Source organism: Polynucleobacter sp. AP-Ainpum-60-G11 (assembly GCF_018688375.1).
Taxonomy (GTDB): domain Bacteria; phylum Pseudomonadota; class Gammaproteobacteria; order Burkholderiales; family Burkholderiaceae; genus Polynucleobacter.
Window position 1 is genome coordinate 886,517 of the sequence record NZ_CP061318.1, and the last position, 17,519, is coordinate 904,035.

At 47.0% G+C, this 17,519-nt stretch carries 16 protein-coding genes, 2 tRNA genes and 1 riboswitch; of the genes, 4 read left to right on the top strand and 14 right to left on the bottom strand.

All coding sequences use genetic code 11. From position 1 onward, the window contains the following. The first annotated feature begins 9 nt into the window (after positions 1-9). Entirely contained in the window at positions 10-1,680 is a 1,671-nt protein-coding gene (locus FD971_RS04630; protein ID WP_215334956.1) for an AMP-binding protein, read from the top strand. 4 nt (positions 1,681-1,684) lie between these two features. On the opposite strand, the gene FD971_RS04635 is transcribed toward FD971_RS04630, so the two are convergent. The 3 genes from FD971_RS04635 to FD971_RS04645 are packed head-to-tail and all read right to left on the bottom strand — an operon-like array spanning position 1,685 to position 4,478. Then, positions 1,685-2,593: a transporter gene (locus tag FD971_RS04635; RefSeq protein WP_215334958.1), complete on the bottom strand. Its 909-nt coding sequence runs from the start codon at positions 2,591-2,593 to the stop codon at positions 1,685-1,687. A 24-nt stretch (positions 2,594-2,617) separates the two neighbouring features. Next, a complete protein-coding gene (locus tag FD971_RS04640; RefSeq protein ID WP_215334960.1) occupies positions 2,618-3,154 on the bottom strand; it encodes a hypothetical protein in 537 nt (178 codons plus the stop codon). 22 nt (positions 3,155-3,176) lie between these two features. Continuing rightward, positions 3,177-4,478 (bottom strand): U32 family peptidase, encoded by a 1,302-nt coding sequence (locus tag FD971_RS04645; protein ID WP_215334962.1) that lies wholly within the window; start codon positions 4,476-4,478, stop codon positions 3,177-3,179. A gap of 210 nt (positions 4,479-4,688) precedes the next feature. Between FD971_RS04645 and FD971_RS04650 the strand changes: the two genes are divergently transcribed. Further along, entirely contained in the window at positions 4,689-5,273 is a 585-nt protein-coding gene (locus tag FD971_RS04650) for a hypothetical protein (protein ID WP_215334964.1), read from the top strand. Between the two features lie 63 nt (positions 5,274-5,336). On the opposite strand, the gene FD971_RS04655 is transcribed toward FD971_RS04650, so the two are convergent. Continuing rightward, positions 5,337-5,412: transfer RNA gene (locus FD971_RS04655), tRNA-Asn, on the bottom strand. A 21-nt stretch (positions 5,413-5,433) separates the two neighbouring features. Here FD971_RS04655 and thiD point away from each other — a divergent pair. Further along, entirely contained in the window at positions 5,434-6,318 is an 885-nt protein-coding gene (thiD, locus tag FD971_RS04660) for a bifunctional hydroxymethylpyrimidine kinase/phosphomethylpyrimidine kinase (protein WP_215334966.1), read from the top strand. Positions 6,319-6,342: 24 nt separating this feature from the next. Here the strand turns inward: thiD and FD971_RS04665 are convergent, their stop codons facing one another. From FD971_RS04665 to FD971_RS04705, 10 genes are all read right to left on the bottom strand, one after another. Then, complete coding sequence (locus FD971_RS04665) at positions 6,343-7,269, bottom strand: thiamine phosphate synthase (RefSeq protein WP_215334968.1); 927 nt, start codon at positions 7,267-7,269, stop codon at positions 6,343-6,345. A gap of 13 nt (positions 7,270-7,282) precedes the next feature. Further along, positions 7,283-8,101 (bottom strand): thiazole synthase, encoded by an 819-nt coding sequence (locus FD971_RS04670; protein WP_215334970.1) that lies wholly within the window; start codon positions 8,099-8,101, stop codon positions 7,283-7,285. 39 nt (positions 8,102-8,140) lie between these two features. After that, positions 8,141-8,338, bottom strand: coding sequence for a sulfur carrier protein ThiS (gene thiS, locus FD971_RS04675; RefSeq protein WP_215334972.1), 198 nt, complete (start codon positions 8,336-8,338; stop codon positions 8,141-8,143). Beyond that, the gene (locus FD971_RS04680) at positions 8,329-9,480 is read right to left on the bottom strand and encodes an FAD-dependent oxidoreductase (RefSeq protein ID WP_215334974.1); all 1,152 of its coding nucleotides are present in this window, start codon (positions 9,478-9,480) and stop codon (positions 8,329-8,331) included. Before FD971_RS04680 ends, thiS begins: the two co-directional genes overlap by 10 nt. Continuing rightward, entirely contained in the window at positions 9,481-11,418 is a 1,938-nt protein-coding gene (gene thiC, locus FD971_RS04685) for a phosphomethylpyrimidine synthase ThiC (RefSeq protein ID WP_251368682.1), read from the bottom strand. It lies immediately after the preceding gene. Between the two features lie 40 nt (positions 11,419-11,458). Further along, positions 11,459-11,566: riboswitch (TPP riboswitch) on the bottom strand. Positions 11,567-11,640: 74 nt separating this feature from the next. Continuing rightward, positions 11,641-12,480: an NUDIX hydrolase family protein gene (locus FD971_RS04690; protein ID WP_215334976.1), complete on the bottom strand. Its 840-nt coding sequence runs from the start codon at positions 12,478-12,480 to the stop codon at positions 11,641-11,643. A 213-nt stretch (positions 12,481-12,693) separates the two neighbouring features. After that, positions 12,694-12,768, bottom strand: a tRNA-Arg gene (locus FD971_RS04695). Between the two features lie 59 nt (positions 12,769-12,827). Continuing rightward, positions 12,828-12,956, bottom strand: a complete 129-nt coding sequence (locus FD971_RS09930; protein WP_256442905.1) for a hypothetical protein — start codon at positions 12,954-12,956, stop codon at positions 12,828-12,830. A gap of 15 nt (positions 12,957-12,971) precedes the next feature. Then, entirely contained in the window at positions 12,972-14,141 is a 1,170-nt protein-coding gene (locus FD971_RS04700) for an MFS transporter (RefSeq protein ID WP_371743065.1), read from the bottom strand. A gap of 68 nt (positions 14,142-14,209) precedes the next feature. Beyond that, positions 14,210-15,430, bottom strand: coding sequence for a CaiB/BaiF CoA-transferase family protein (locus FD971_RS04705; protein WP_215334980.1), 1,221 nt, complete (start codon positions 15,428-15,430; stop codon positions 14,210-14,212). 78 nt (positions 15,431-15,508) lie between these two features. Here FD971_RS04705 and FD971_RS04710 point away from each other — a divergent pair, with 78 nt between their 5' ends. Continuing rightward, positions 15,509-17,497 carry a DNA topoisomerase IV subunit B gene (locus tag FD971_RS04710; protein WP_215334982.1) on the top strand — a complete coding sequence of 663 codons (1,989 nt, stop codon included), beginning with the start codon at positions 15,509-15,511 and terminating at the stop codon, positions 17,495-17,497. Positions 17,498-17,519 lie beyond the last annotated feature (22 nt).

The window sequence follows — 17,519 nt, forward strand, 5'->3', positions numbered from 1 at the left end:
ACTCCCCAGATGAATACCCCTAAACCCTGGCTAAAGAATTATCTTGAGGGCGTTCCTCATGAGATCGATTTGGCCGGCCATTCATCGATTGTTGAGCTTATCGAAGAATCGTTTAGGGCTTACCCCAATCGCATTGCAATAGAGTCAATGGGTCACACAATGAGCTACCGTCAGCTCGATGTGCTGTCAAAAGACTTTGCTGCATATTTGCAAACCTTGGGCCTAGATGCTGGCTCCCGAATTGGCATCATGTTCCCGAATGTTCCGCAATACTTGATTGCAATGTTGGGTACTCTACGAGCTGGCTATGTTGTAGTCAACATCAATCCACTCTATACCGCACGTGAGCTCGAGCATCAATTACAAGACAGCGGTGCATCCATACTGGTGATGCTAGAAAACTTTGCACACATATATCAAGATATTGCCAACCAAGATTTGGTAAAGAAAGTGATCGTCAGTAGTTTAGGCGAAACTCTGGGGCCTAAAGGTGTAATCGTTAATCTGATTGCCCGCCACATTAAGAAGCTTATTCCGCATTGGAATTTTCCATGCGTCAAATTCAACCAAGCACTTAAAGTTGGTGCTGGTCACGGCTTTACTAAGCCGCACTTGACGCCAGAGGATATTGCTTTTTTGCAATATACCGGTGGTACTACTGGGGTTTCGAAAGGCGCCGTTTTATTACACCGAAATATCTTAGCTAACCTGATCCAAATTGAGTCCTGGCTTGATCCTGCTTTAAAAAATCGGCAGCAGCAACAACTCGTTTTTTTATGCGCCTTACCAATGACCCATATTTTTGCATTGACTGCTTGCGGTCTTTTGGGGATACGCAAAGGCGCTAAATTACTATTGGTTGCCAATCCACGAGATATTGTTGGTTTTATTAAGCTCTTGATAAAGCATCCTGAAATCAATATTTTTCCGGGTGTTAATACACTTTTCCACGCACTCATTCATCATCCTGAATTTACAAAGGTGAAGTTGCCGAATTTATTGGTAACAATTGGTGGTGGCATGGCTGTACTCAAGAAAACTGCCGATCTGTGGCAAAAGCTCACCGGCGTTCCGATTGCACAGGGCTATGGCCTCTCTGAAACTTCGCCAGTAGTCTGCGTCAATACGCCGTTTGTAAAGGAATTTACTGGATCCATTGGTATGCCAGTGCCCAGTACAGACATCTTGATATTGGATGATGAAGGTGAAGAAGTTCCGTTTGGTACGCCTGGTGAGATTTGCATCAAGGGGCCACAAGTGATGGCAGGCTACTGGAATAGGCCTGAAGAGACCAAAGAATTTATGACCCCTGATGGCTATTTCAAGTCTGGTGATATTGGGATCATGAGCTCCGATGGTTATGTGCAGATTGTCGATCGTAAGAAGGACATGATTGTTGTTGCTGGATTTAAAGTATTCCCAAATGAAATCGAGGAGGTGATTTCTTTAATGCCGGGTGTGAGGGAGTGCGCGGTGATTGGATTCCCGCACCGCAAGCTTGGGGAGATTGTGAAAGCTTATATTGTCAAAGAAAAGTCGGAGCTAACCGAGGTCCAAGTCATTCAGTACTGCAAACAGCAAATGACGAGTTATAAGCGCCCCAGAAAAATTGCTTTTATCGATGAAATGCCAAAGTCCAATGTTGGGAAAATCTTACGCCGCCATCTGCGGGATTTATAAAAGACTACAAGCCGCCACCAAAGCGATATTGCCAAGAAACGCCATACAGGTCATAGCTGTTATTCGTTCTCGAATATGCGCCAGTACTGGCAGATAGTCGAATTGAATTATGTTTATTGACTGGGTAGGACATGGTTGTTCCAAAGCGCCAGTTTTCTTGACTGCCGCTAATGGGATTACCGTTTAAGTAAGATTGCCCACCAGTAAAGTAGGTTGCATCTACGGAGATCCAAGCAGTGTTTTGAAAGTAGTAAATTCCATGAGTTTGTGTAGAGTAAACCGGGTTCTGCGATAAAGAATTGCCACCCATAAAATTGGTATTGCTGGTGTAAAAAATCCCTGCGCCCGCCAGCTCTAACCTCCAGGGACCCAGCGCTTTAGATATACCTAAGCCAGGTTGAATAAACCAACGATTGGCACCCACATTGATTAATTGATTGTCATCATATTTGCCCCATGGCACAGATGCTGCCAGACTGGCGCCAATAATGAGATCTTGTTGATAGCTCTTAAATTGATCCAGTGTTAGTGCGGGCGCGCCATACAAATTAATTGCTGCCTTGATCAGTGGATCGGATAAGCCTTCGGTGCTGGCATTGACTGTGCGACCACCAATACTGCTCGATCCACTTAATTGGCCATAGGGGAGAACTAGGGTGAGCTTTCCGGATTGACCAAAAGCATCAAAGATATGGGTCAGCCCCATTACTTCACTAGTGAGCGTGTAATTTCCGGCTTTAGCTTGAGCAACCCCAGCGCTGATGAAGTTGATACCAATTGGTGCGTTGGAATAGGTGCGAGCCTCAATTTCTTGAGCATGCGTTAGCGTGGAAAAAAGAGTGCAAAAAGCCAGTAATAAATGGGGAAAGACTCTAGGAATCCAGCCATGTGAAATGATGGATGACTTGATCATCAAGACTTTCTTGTAACGGCTCTATTATTTTGATTTTGGCTTATTGCCAAACAAAATCTCCAAGGTGGCATTGCTACCTAGCATTAGTGTCATGCCCATCAATAGTAGATAGGGCCAGACAATTAACCAGTAAACAATCGACACAGCCACAACGCGCAATGGATTGGATCGACCAAACTCAGTCATCGATATAAAGAATTCTTTTCCATGAATAACGCCATCAATGCCGGCCTCCAAGTAATTTAAGCCCAATACAACGAGAAGATAAATCAAGGACTCCATGATGAGCGAACTGACAATGCCATTCTTTTTGTCCACTGTAATTGGAAAAAAAGCCTGGGCAACCAGCATGAACTTGGCACAAACTGCCGCCTTAAATAGGGCAAAGCCAAAGATTGATAAGGGAATAGGTCTTTCATCTAGTGAGGTTGCTGCTAAAAAGGCAAGAGCGCAAAACCAGACCCCAAAGTAAATAGTTAGTTGAAATGCTTTTACAAATTCTTCTTTGGCTTTTTCTTTAAACGTATGCGTGGGAACTGAATTTGAGGAAGTTGTGTTCATGAAAGCTTTCTAGGGAATATGATTAGCAATTGCTGCAAGAGCCGCCAGCTTCAACAGGAGCCGGTTCGTTGGTATACCGTGCAATAAATGCATGCTTGCTCTTCAGTGGTAGCTGAATCCACACAAAGTGACCTGATCCTGGGGCAACGTCAATGGGCTCACCTTTGAGATTCCACATGGCATCAAGCACCATATCCTGATTGCCCTCGGGCTCAATGATTTCTAATTTATCGCCGAGGGAAAATCGGTTCTTAACATCGACCTTGACGCGACCTGAGTCCTCATCAATCTCTAAGGTCTCGCCAACGTAGAGACTTCTACCTGATAGGGAGTGGCCGCGCATATAGAGTTGATATTCTTTATCGTGATGACGCTCATAAAAGCCATCGGTGTAACCGCGATTTGCAAGACCTTCCAAATTACCAATTAGAGACATATTCATGGGTCGACCAGCTACTGCATCGTCAATCGCAGTGCGGTAAGCCTGGCAGGTACGAGAAACATAGTAAGGTGATTTAGTACGCCCCTCAATCTTGAATGAATCCACGCCCATCTTCGTTAAGCGTTCAATATGCTCAATCGCACGTAGATCTTTGGAGTTCATGATGTAAGTGCCGTGCTCATCTTCTTCCATTGGCATCAAATCATCTGGACGACGCGCCTCCTGAAGAAGAACCACATCACCGCTGGTATTTTGTTGACCTGGTTTTACCTTGTAATCCCAGCGACAAGCATTGGTGCAAGCACCTTGATTGGAATCGCGATGTGACATATACCCGGATAGTAAGCAGCGGCCAGAGTAAGCAATACACAGAGCGCCATGAACAAAGACTTCTAATTCCATTTCTGGACAATCTTGACGAACTTCTTCGATTTCGTCAAAAGAAAGCTCACGTGAAAGAATGACGCGACTGATTCCAACGGAGCGCCAAAACTTTGCAGACGCACCATTCACTGTATTGGCCTGAACAGATAAATGAATCGGCATATCTGGCCAAGCTTCTCTAGCCATCATGATGAGACCGGGATCTGACATGATCATGGCATCAGGCTTCAATGCAACAACTGGATCCATATCTTTAATGTAGGTACGCGTCTTTCCACCATGAGGCAGTAGATTCGATACGAGGTAAAACTTCTTACCTAGAGCATGAGCGGTATCAATACCTTCCTTCAGCGTTTCCATTTTTCCGAAGTCGTTATTACGCACTCGGAGTGAGTAACGTGGTTGTCCGGCATAAATGGCATCAGCACCAAAGTCAAAGGCGGTGCGCAGCATAGAGAGGCTGCCGGCGGGGGCTAGAAGTTCTGGAATCTTAGTCATGGTGCTATTTTAGTGAATACAGGCATTCTTGTTGGATTTACGGCGAGATCAAGCTCTGGGAGCTACCAGTCAAGTATTTACCAAGCATTCTAGGTAATCAAACCTCCATGCAGAGTATCCTACGGGGTCTGTGGCCAGCATTTAAAAACGAACAAGGCGTCTTCCCTTGAGCTCTCCACCTGAAATCGAAGGCATTAACTAAAGAATGCAATGACCAAACTCACATCCAAACCCATCCTTAAAAAAGCCAGCGGTATTTTGGCGCAAGAGTTTGCTATTCCCAAAGACATCGCTTGGGCTTGGGTTACTTTGCTACTGTCACAAGAAGAACAAAAGCGCGATAGTGAAGAAAAACGTTATGCCCGTATCGCCGAATTTGAGGCCTGGATTGTGGAGCTCAACTTACCAACTGATCCAAAAAATCCCGGAAGTACTGCAATAAGTCCAGAGTCAGTAAAAAACTCAGCCAGAAATGTATTTGAGTGGCCGCATGAGTACATCTTTGAAGAACCTGTAGCAGCTAAGCATCCAGACTCTAAGATGACTTACAGCGATACGATCACCAAACCAATTTTGGATGCAATTAAGGATGCTGGGGGTTCCGATGATCGTCCTGCACTCATTGCCATTTTGGAGGGCTATGCAAAAGCAGGTAAAGAACCCTTTGCCAATGTCACTCCAGTGGGAATTGAGTGGAAAGGGAGTAATTGGGCTGAAGGTGACAAGCTGAATCTGCTCACCATCAAAACCCTCAATAACCGTCTCGCCAATTTAAGAAAGAAAGGGTTGATCTAGGCTCAATCACTTCACCTAGGTTGCAAAAGAAAAAACCACCTCGCAAGGTGGTTTTCTTATATTTGGCTCCTCGACCTGGGCTCGAACCAGGGACCTACGGATTAACAGTCCGGCGCTCTACCAACTGAGCTATCGAGGAATAAGCCGATATTATAGCAAGATGAAATCATCTACTCCAAGTTCTGTACAGATCCCTAAAGTATTGACCATCGCCGGGTCCGATAGTGGCGGCGGCGCGGGCATCCAGGCGGACCTCAAGGTCATTACAGCCTTGGGTGGATATGGAATGTCGGTCATCACCGCTATTACTGCGCAGAACACTTTGGGGGTGAGTCGCATTCAGGATATTGACCTTGATGTAGTTGAGGCTCAGATCGATGCAGTATTTATGGATATTGGGGTGGACATTGTCAAAATCGGGATGCTTGCCAGTCCAGAAATTGTCCGTACCGTGGCTTCTGCTCTCATGCGTCATGGGGCTAAGAGAATCGTTTTGGATCCGGTATTAAGAGCCACATCAGGGGCCAGTCTAGGTGGAGATGACACTGCCCAGGCAATCATTCAAGAGTTATTCCCGATGGCGACATTGGTAACCCCAAACCTGGAGGAGGCCTCCTTACTTTTGGGCCGAGAATTATTCGGTCCTGCGGATTTCAAGCTTGCCGCTGAGGAGTTGCTTGAGTTAGGTCCACAGGCAGTCTTGATTAAGGGCGGACATCTGGATGCTACCCATACTCAGCTGACGGATTTTCTGATGTGGCGAACGATGGAAGAGGGTCTTGAAGTGGTTCAGTCAAAAGAATTTAAACACTACCGAGTTAATACAGCTAATACGCATGGAACTGGATGCTCGTTAGCCTCTGCCATAGCCACCTATTTAGCGGATGGTCACGATCTCTCGCATTCTGTTGCAAAGGCCATCTCTTATGTAGAGGCCGGCTTAGAGGCTGGGCGTTTCTTGAGTATTGGCGAAGGCCCTGGACCCTTGTGGCATATGCATGATTTTTATCCAACCGCATTACCGAAAGAAGAGGGCAAGTATTAAAGATTCAGGATTGAAGATTAAGGCTTAAGTTTTCATCAGCTCTTGCAGTCGCTTTACTGCTGCTTTAGGATCGCTTGATCCACTGATTGCCCTAACAACGGCAACCGAGCCCACGCCGCTCTGTGCAACCGCATGAATGCTGCCCTCATCAATACCGCCAATGGCAACTAAGGGGTAATGATTCATCAACTGGGCATACTTATAAAGACGACCCAAACCCTGAGGCGCAGTTTCCATCTTCTTTAAGTTCGTTGGAAAAACAGCGCCCATGGCAATATAACTTGGGCAGAAGCGATCTGCGTAGGCCATCTCAGCATAGCCATGCGTGCTCAGCCCTAAGCGCAGTCCTGCAGACCGAATAGCATCCAAATCTGCCGTCTCCAAATCCTCTTGACCCAAGTGGATTCCGTAGGCTTCAGCTTCAATTGCCTCTTGCCAATAGTCATTAATGAAGAGCAAGGTTCTACTGCCCTCAACAGCCTTCACTGATTCTGCAATGTGTTTTCGAATCAGCTTTTTATCTTCGGACTTAAAGCGTAATTGCACCGTTGGAATTTCAGCATCAACCATGCGTTTTACCCATTCGGCATCTGGCATGACAGCATATAAACCTAAACGCTTTGGGCACTCTGCAAAGGCATTGGGATTCATATTCCGAGTCCAAGGCAGCAAATCAAAATGCTCAGGTCTGGATGGCCACTTAAAGGGATTAAATCCACCGTCTTGATGAACCATTCGAGACCAAGCTTTACCTAAGACATTGGCATCACGCTCAATGAAGCCCATTTGAATTGCAGCGACCATGCCAGCAAGTTCGTAATGATCTGCCGCATGCTCGTTATCAATTTTTGGAGGAGGTGATGACATGCTGTATGCCGGTATAGGCAAACACAAGTCATCCTTAATATGGGCTGCAACAATTTGATCTGCAAGATCGCGAACTAAGCTCATTCAGTATGGTTCTTTAAGTTTGATGCCAAAAAGGCGTACCAACCAATGGTGTACTGGCTTGAGCAGATTGCTGGGCTTTCATAGCTCCTGAAAGGTAGGCGGTACGACCGGCATCTACTGCCATCGAAAACGCTTTAGCCATTGCAACAGGATCATCGGCCAATGCAACTGCAGTATTGAGTAAGACGCCATCAAAACCCCATTCCATCACGCTACATGCATGGGACGGTAGACCTAAGCCGGCATCCACTAAAAGCGGAACCTTCAAACGGTCACGAAGTAGTTTTAATGCGTAGGGATTTAAAGGGCCTTGACCAGTTCCAATCGGTGCGGCCCAGGGCATGACAGCCTGACATCCTACATCCACTAAGCCTTGGCACAAAATCAGATCTTCGGTGCAATAAGGCAAGACCTTGAAACCATCTTTTATTAAAGTTTCTGCTGTAGAAACTAGCCGTAATGTATCAGGCTGCAATGTGTAGTCATCGCCGATGAGCTCTAACTTGATCCAGTTAGTTTCAAATACTTCACGAGCCATCTGCGCGGTAGCAATTACTTCCTTTGGGCTATGGCAACCGGCGGTATTAGGTAAAACCGGCACAGCCATTTTCTTTAGGAGATCCCAAAATCCAGAGTGCGCTTCTGTTGTGGAGGTGCCTTGCCTACGAAGACTAACAGTAATCATTCCAGGATTGGATTGCTTGACAGCATTTTCCAAAACCTGTGGTGATGGGTAACGCGATGTTCCTAACAATAAACGGCTAGCAAATGTCTCGCCATACAGCACTAAGGGGTCTGCGGTAGCTACAGGATTTGGTAAAGGGGCGGTCATGTGAATAGATGGATTACGTATTTTTCATTCATTGATAAGTTAGCCGCCAGTGACCGGTGCAATGACTTCCATTTCATCGCCTTCATGCAAGATTTCCTCGGCATGCCTAGTCTTAGGCACGAATTCATAATTGATTGCAACGGCAAAGGGTGGTTGCGCATCAATCATCACCAGTACATCATCAATCGTGCTGTTGTCTGGAACCTCATGAGCTACTTGATTCAACATTATGCGCATGCGCTTAACTCCTGATCGGTGGCGGCTGACACCTGTAAGTCTAAGTCGATTGCTAAAGGACTGGAGCCCGTGTTCAATATTTCTAGTGCGCAGTCCAGAATGGCTGGAGAGATCATGAAACCATGTCGATAGAGTCCATTGATCATCATGAGCTTGGCTTGATGCGGCTTTTGATCAACGCTAATCTCGGGCAAATTATCTTTTAGCGTAGGGCGACATTGGGTTGCCATCTCTAAAATGCGTGCTTCTGCAAAACCACTGTGCACGGTATAGACCGCACTGAGCAATTCCATTGCGGATCGAACGCTCATTGGAGAGAGATCTTCGGATTCAATCTCGGTTGCTCCAACAACATAAACATCATCTTCTTTTGGGGCGATGTAAATCGGGTAGCGCGGATGGATTAGGCGAGTAGGGCGACGCAGCTTCACTTCAGGTGCATGCAGACGAATGACTTCACCACGAACGCCACGTAAATCTTTTGAAGAGTTATCAAGTTGATTCCAGGAATCCTTTGCACCCAAGCCGCGACAATCAATTACCCAATCAAAGCCATTAGTAATATTGCGAAGCTGCTCGGGATCGGTGGATTGATTCCAATGACAAGGCACCTTCATTAAGGTGAGCTCGACTAATAAAGCTTCCAGTAATTGGCGGTTATCGAGCTGACCTTCATTGGGTAGATAGAGGCCTTGCGTAAAGCGCTCAGAAACCCCTGGCTCAATTTCCGCAAGTGACTGACTATCTAAATGAAGCGGATTAGACAACGTCCGATTGCGATCGCAGTTTCTTTCAAGATGGGAGGAAAAACGCTCTGCATCACTAGCATCTTGACGATGCCATAAGATCAAAGTGCCATCTTGTTGAAAGTAAACCGGCTTAGCCAATTCATCGATGAGTTGCTTCCATCGCGGCAGGCTATGAACACCCATACGCACGACGTTATCTTCAGTGATAGCAGATTCCGCCAGTGGTGCCAACATTGCAGCGGCAATACGCGCAGCTGCATTAGCGGCATCTGGGCCGCCTTTCTCAAACAGCTCAACCCGAGCGCCGCGCTTAGCAAGTGCGACCGCTAGCAACCGACCCATGAGGCCGGCGCCAACGATGGCGTATTTGCCGTTTGAGACTGACTTAGTCACTTACTGATAAATCTCGCTACCGCGCTTACGGAACTCTGCTGACATTTCTTCCATTCCTTTTTCTAGATCGGTAGAGGCTTCTGCAGTGATGGGGATTACTTTCGCCTTAGGGTTGCCATCGGCATCCAAGCTTGCCGCGTAATCACGCACTTCTTGAGTGATCTTCATAGAGCAGAACTTCGGTCCACACATCGAGCAGAAGTGGGCAATCTTGGCGCCTTCAGCTGGCAAGGTCGCATCGTGGTATTCACGAGCACGTTCAGGATCTAAGCCGAGATTAAATTGATCTTCCCAGCGGAATTCAAAACGTGCTTTGGATAAGGCGTTATCGCGTACTTGAGCACCAGGCAAGCCCTTGGCCAAGTCCGCACCATGGGCTGCGATCTTGTAAGTAATGATGCCGGTTCGCACATCTTCTTTATCCGGCAAACCTAAATGCTCTTTCGGTGTTACGTAGCAAAGCATTGCAGTGCCGTACCATCCAATTTGTGCAGCACCAATACCGCTAGTGATGTGATCGTATCCAGGAGCAATATCGGTAATCAAAGGACCAAGGGTATAGAAGGGCGCTTCTAAGCAGTGCTTTAGTTCCTCAGTCATATTTTCTTCAATGCGCTGCATTGGAACGTGACCAGGGCCTTCAATCATCACTTGAACATCGTGCTTCCAAGCCTTTGCCGTCAACTCGCCAAGGGTATGAAGTTCGCCAAACTGTGCGGCATCATTCGAGTCTGCAATACAACCAGGTCGCAAACCATCACCCAAACTAAATGACACGTCATAGGCTTTCATGATCTCGCAAATCTCATCAAACTTCGTGTAGAGGAAGTTTTCCTTATGGTGCGCTAAACACCACTTCGCCATAATCGAGCCACCGCGAGAAACGATGCCAGTGATACGGTCGGCTGTTAACGGAACGTAACGCAGCAATACACCAGCATGAATGGTGAAGTAATCGACACCTTGTTCAGCTTGTTCAACCAAGGTGTCGCGGAACATTTCCCAAGTGAGATCTTCTGCAATACCACCGGTCTTATCCAGCGCTTGATAAATTGGAACAGTACCAATGGGAACTGGTGAATTCCGAATAATCCACTCACGGGTTTCATGAATATGCTTACCAGTAGACAGATCCATGATGGTGTCTGCACCCCAGCGGATCGACCACACCATTTTTTCTACTTCCTCATTAATCGATGAGGTCACAGCAGAGTTACCTAGATTGCCATTAATTTTCACGCGGAAGTTGCGGCCAATAATCATGGGCTCGAGCTCAGGGTGATTGATGTTGGCCGGAATGATGGCGCGGCCTGCTGCGATCTCGGAGCGTACAAATTCACCGGTAACGATGTCTGGCAAATTGGCGCCATAGCTCTTGCCAGGATGTTGCTTGAGTAGTTGTTTGTATTCGGGATTCTTGCGTAATTGCTCTAAACCCATAGACTCACGCAAGGCAACATATTCCATTTCAGGAGTCACGATGCCTTTGCGGGCGTAATACATTTGACTTACGTTTTGTCCTGCTTTGGCAACACGCGGAGGATTGATATGAGCAAAACGTAAATTTTGAGTTGCTGCATCTTGTGAGCGGGCAACACCATACTCAGAACTCGGTCCAGCTAATTGCACTGTGTCACCGCGTTCTTCAATCCAGTTTTTGCGCAATAAAGGCAAACCTTTTTCCAGATTGATCACAATATCGGGATCACTATAGGGTCCTGAAGTGTCATAAACCGGTACGGGAGGATTAGGCACCATCTCTTCGCCTACTCGAGTCGATAGTTGCTCGATCATGCGAATCGGAGCTTTGATATCTGGACGCGAGCCCTCAAGATAGGTTTTGGTAGAAGCGGGATAGGCAAATTTCTGGCCAAAGTCACGCTCTAAGCTCTTTAAGCTCGGAATTTCTGGTTTAGATTTAGTGTTGGTATCGCTCATGTCCATCTCCTGACTGTAATTAGATGGACGAAACCGGGTGACGGTCTGATGGAAAACTCCCCACGCCAGCATTACCTGGATCGGGTTCTAGGGTCTTTCTCAGCACCTTGTGGCAAAAAACACCTCAAGGGCACCCCTGTTTCATCCTTAAAGCTAATTTAACCACGAAATGAGCGCAAGCTAGATGATCAACATCAAGCAGTCAAAGTCGGAAGGGTGGATTTAGCCTGTTTTGGTATTTCGCAAAATGAAATCCGCCGTCACAAAGGCAGCATCGCTGGTGAATTCATCAGCCAAAATACGCGCAGAAGCCTCTGAAAGGGAGATTTCGATAAAACCACTGACTTCACCATCATGATTTGTGGGGATAAAATTATCTGCGAGCTCTAGGTCATAGACATAGAGCAACTCATCATGAAAACCCCGCCCAGGAATGGGGCGGCGCATATGAATACGGCCCACCGGCTCAATTTGATCAGAAATCTGGCGCGGTACGCCGGCTTCTTCCCATAACTCTCGACGGGCGTTAACCCAGGGGGTCTCATCCGCTCCAATGCCGCCTGCAGCAAGGTTATCTAGGCGCCCAGGATCTGTGGGTTTGGACTCGCTGCGGCGTCCCAGCCAGAGATTGCCGGCCTTCGTATAGCCATTAATGTGGCTTGCCATGCTGCGAAACCCAAAAGTTCGAAAAGCGGAGCGCTCTAAACGGAAGTATTCGTGACCATTTTGGTCAATCCAAGCAAAATCTTCCTGCCTCCAGCCCGGAATAAACCCGCCTTGGTGCATGCGATCAGCCAATTTAGCCAGGCTTTCGGATAGGGCTAAGGGCCTGGCATGGCTAATACTGATCCGATCGTGCCCCATTTGAATATGAGGGATGGGATTTTTAGTAAGTGATTCTTGTAGGTAGGGGATAAATTCAGGGTTTAGATGACCAATCACTTGCCCAGATGAGGAGCCGCCTAAAAAGTGAATGGGTAAAAAATCTGGTGGTGCAGATCTTGCCGTGTTTTGAAGCATCTCTTCTAGCGCGGCAATTGTGCTGGTGGTGAGCTTGTGCATGCCTTAAGTGTAAGAGAAATTATGAATGCTGAAAAAAAGTAGTCTAAAAATCTATAAATGAATTTCAATTGTCAATAGATCTTTATTTATTTTTTTATCAGAGATAGATGCCCATAATTTAAGCAAGCTAGGTCTCTCTATACAAATCTACGACTTACGAAAACTTTTGGGTATTTATCCACAAAGCCTGTGGATAAGTTTTTCATTTTGAAGTGGTCCCGCCGACAGGAATCGAACCTGTATCCCACGCTTAGGAGGCATGTGCACTATCCATTGTGCTACGGCGAGTAAAAAAATAAAAAACTATTTTTTAAAAAGATGTTAAGGCAAGAAACATTATCCACTGATTACCAACCACACAAGGCCCAAACTGAATTGGTGATTGCCACCATCATATCGGGAGCAAAGTAAGCAGAAAAAATAATGCCTAAGAGTACCAATGAAAATGCGTAAAAAAATAAACGTACAAGTGACATTTTTATCGGTAAAAATTAAACAGAGGCAGCACGATGAATCGCGCGTTCTTTGACTGGTATGTTGACCAAGAATGCAAACAAGCCTAAGGCTATCGCAATGTTCCACACAATCAGATAGGAGCCGGTGCGATCAAATAGGTAGCCACCAAAATAAGCGCCGCAGAAGCTCCCCAATTGATGCGAGAAGAACACTAGACCTGAGAGCATGGTGAGGTATTTCACACCAAAGATCTGTGCCACGATGGCATTGGTAAGTGGGATGGTAGACAGCCACAGGAAGCCCATGATAGCTGCAAAGAGGTAGGTAGACATTGGGCTAAGAGGCAGCCAAATAAAGGCCATGATCGCAATAGACCTACCGATATAGATACCCGACAGGAGGTAGCGCTTTGGAAAACGTTGACCTAATATTCCGGCGCTATAGGTGCCAAAAATATTAAAGAGTCCAATGAGTGCTAATGCCGTTGTCGCGACTGCAGGTGCACCAACATCAGGATAGATCTTGGATAAATCTTTAAGGTAGGGTGCTAAGTGAACGGCAATAAACACTACCTGAAATCCGCACACAAAATAACCTAAGGTGAGTAATTTAAAACTAGGATTGTGGATCGCTTCTTTTAACGCTTCTTTAATAGTTTGATTATTACCTTGCTGCGCATTGGCAACATTTGGTTCGCGCAACATAAACGCAATCGGAATCATCAAGCTAGCCATGAGCGCTAACATGAGCAGTGCATCGTTTGCACCAAAGCTAGTGAGCAAGCCTTGCTCAACTGGAATCATTAAGAACTGTCCGAATGATCCAGCTGCTGCTGCAATACCCATTGCCCACACACGTTTTTCTGCAACAACATTGCGACCTAAGATTCCATAGATCACGCTATAGGTTGTTGCGGTTTGAGCAAGACCAATTAGTAATCCACCAGCTAATGAAAAGTTCAATGCGTCAGTGGAGATCGCCATGCCGGCTAAACCGAGTGCATAGAGTGCACCACCAGCAACCATGATTTTGAATGCACCGTAACGATCAGCTAAAGCGCCAGTGATCGGCTGAACTGCTCCCCAAATAAGATTTTGTAATGCAATAGTGAGTGCAAAAGTTTCGCGACCCCAGCCATTGGCCGAGGTAATGGGAAGATTAAATAATCCAAAACCATGGCGTATTCCCATGGAAAAAGTCACCATTAGCCCGCCAAAAATCAGCACTTGGATTAGTGATAACTTTGGGCTTGAGCTGTTGGATGACATTGGGTTTAGATGATGCCTTTTTCTTGGAGGGTGGCAATAGCCTGGGGGTCTAGATTGAGGCGTTCCCGCAAAATTTCATCCGTATGCTGACCCAAGGTGGGTGGTGCCATGCGCACCTCAACCGGGGTTTCTGAGAGTCGCATAGGGCTGCCAACCAGTTTCATATTGCCCGCGGTAGGGTGTGGAACGTCAATTTGGACGCCGCGCGCCTTAACTTGCTCGTTATCAAAGACTTCTTCGAAGTTATTAATAGGGCCGCAAGGTACGTTTGCCGCCTCTAAAAGCTGGATCCACTCCGCCTTGGTTTTGCGACGTGTCATGACCTCTAGTAATGGAATCAGGGACTTACGATTCTCTACTCGAATAGGATTATTAATATAAAGGGGGTTACTAGCTAAGTGCGCCTCACCACCAGCAGTCACAAAGTGCTTGAATTGACCATCATTGCCAACGGCGACGATCATCCAGCCATCTGAGGTGGGAAAGGTTTGGTAGGGAACGATGATCGGGGAGGCGTTACCCCAGCGACGCGGCACCTTATCAGAGCACAAATAGGCGCTAGAGACATTGGCCATTACTGCAATTTGAGTATCTAGGAGGGCCATATCGATATATTGACCCTGTCCCGTTTTATCTCGATGGACGACTGCAGCCAGGATGGCAGTGCTGGCGTACATGCCAGTAAAGATATCGGCAATCGCCACACCAGCCTTTTGTGGGCTAGCGCCTTCAAAGTCATCAGCCTCGCCAGTAACACTCATAAAACCACCCATTCCCTGGATGATGAAGTCATAGCCAGGGCGCTGAGCATAGGGACCATTTTGGCCAAAACCGGTAATGGAGCAGTAAATAAGGTCCGATTTGACCTTTTTGAGGCTTTCGTAATCCAGACCGTACTTGGCTAAATCCCCAACTTTGTAGTTTTCAATCACTACATCCGACTCTTTGGCGAGTTGCCGAATGATTTCTTGGCCCTCGGGCTTACTAATATCGACAGTAATGGAGCGTTTATTGCGGTTAATACAGATGAAATAAGCTGTTTCTGCAGTGTCATTGCCCTGCGGATCCTTTACAAAGGGAGGACCCCAATGGCGGGTATCGTCCCCAAGGCCTGGACGCTCGACTTTGATGACGTCTGCACCGAGATCAGCGAGGTTTTGTGCGCACCACGGGCCGGCAAGCACACGGCTGAGGTCTAAAACGCGAATATGACTTAAGGCTCCCATCCGGCAATTTTGGCATGAATATAGGGGTAATTCAGGAAAATTCGGGTTTTAGTTCAGACATGACTACAATTTGCGCGCATGGCTACCCGTAAAACATCCGAATACAGCGAATCATCGATTCAGGTCCTAAAAGGACTCGAACCCGTCCGTCAGCGGCCGGGAATGTACACCCGCACCGACAATCCCTTGCACATCATTCAAGAGGTGCTGGATAACGCTTCCGACGAAGCTTTAGGTGGATTTGGTAAGCAAATCATCGTGACTTTGCATACGGATAGCAGCGTGAGCGTGGAAGATGATGGTCGCGGAATTCCAGTGGGAATGCATCCTACGGAGAAATTACCGGTAGTCGAAATTGTATTTACCCAACTCCATGCTGGCGGTAAGTTTGAAAAAGGCACTGGGGGTGCTTATGCATTCTCTGGAGGTTTGCACGGTGTTGGTGTTTCAGTTACCAATGCCTTGTCCAAGCGTCTAGAAGTTACCGTATGGCGTGAGGGCCAGGTATCCACTTTGACCTTTGCAGATGGCAAGGTCATTGAAAAACTAAAAACCAGCGCCGCTGGTAAGGAAGATAAATCCCACGGTACGCGTGTGCGTGCATGGCCAGATGGTAAGTACTTCGATAGTGCGGCCATCCCTATGCCCGAGCTCATTCGCTTATTGCGCTCTAAGGCAGTTTTGCTGCCCGGCGTCAAAGTCACCTTAATTCAAGAGAGGTCTGGCGAGAGTCAAACTTGGCAATATGCCCAAGGCTTACGCGGCTACTTAAACGAAGCAATGGCACAAGCGGGCCATGGCGCAGAAGTTATCCCGCCATTTGAAGGTGAGCAATATGCAACCGGCAATGGTGATGATGACTCCTTTGCTGAAGGTGAGGGCGCAGCCTGGGTTGTGACCTGGACTGAAGATGGCCCTCCAGTGCGTGAGAGTTATGTGAACTTGATTCCAACGCCAGCAGGGGGCACTCATGAAAGTGGCTTGCGCGAAGGCCTCTTTAATGCCGTTAAAGGCTTTATCGAAATGCATGCATTACAGCCTAAAGGTGTGAAGCTTATGCCTGAGGACGTTTTTGCACGCGCCTCCTTCATTTTGTCTGCCAAGGTACTGGATCCTCAATTCCAAGGTCAAATTAAAGAGCGTTTAAATTCCAGAGATGCGGTACGTTTGGTATCTGGTTACGCTAAATCTGCTCTTGAGCTTTGGCTTAATGAGCACGTTGATTACGGTCGCAAACTCGCCGACTTAGTGATTAAGCAGGCGCAAGCAAGAACACGCGCTGGTCAAAAAGTCGAGAAGAAAAAATCCTCTGGTGTTGCAGTGCTACCTGGTAAGTTGACTGACTGTGAAAGCCAAGATATTGGCCTCAATGAAATCTTCCTGGTTGAGGGAGATTCAGCGGGCGGTTCAGCCAAGATGGGGCGCAATAAGGAATATCAAGCGATTCTGCCTTTACGCGGTAAGGTTCTCAATACCTGGGAAGCAGAGCGTGATCGCTTATTTGCGAACAACGAAGTGCATGACATTGCAGTTGCGATTGGCGTTGATCCGCACGGCGCTAATGACACTCCGGACTTATCAAACTTGCGTTATGGCAAGGTTTGCATCCTCTCTGATGCGGACGTGGATGGTGCGCATATTCAGGTATTGCTACTCACTTTGTTCTACAAGCATTTCCCTAAACTGATTGAGTTGGGTCATGTGCATATTTCAAGGCCGCCCTTGTTTAGGGTGGACGCCCCAGCACGCGGCAAAAAGCCAGCGCAAAAGATCTACGCACTAGATGCAAGTGAGCTGCAAGCGATTGAAGATAAATTGCGCAAAGATGGCGTCAAAGAGTCTGCCTGGCAAATTTCCCGATTTAAAGGCTTGGGTGAGATGAGTGCTGAGCAACTCTGGGATACCACTTTGAATCCAGACACCCGCCGCCTCTTGCCGGTGACTTTGGGCACTTGGACTGAAGATGAAACAATTAAGACAATGGATATGTTGATGGGTAAATCCGAATCCGGTGCGCGTCGTGATTGGCTGGAAGAGCGCGGTAATGAAGTGGAGGCGGATATCTAATGGCTATTAAAAAAACTCCAGG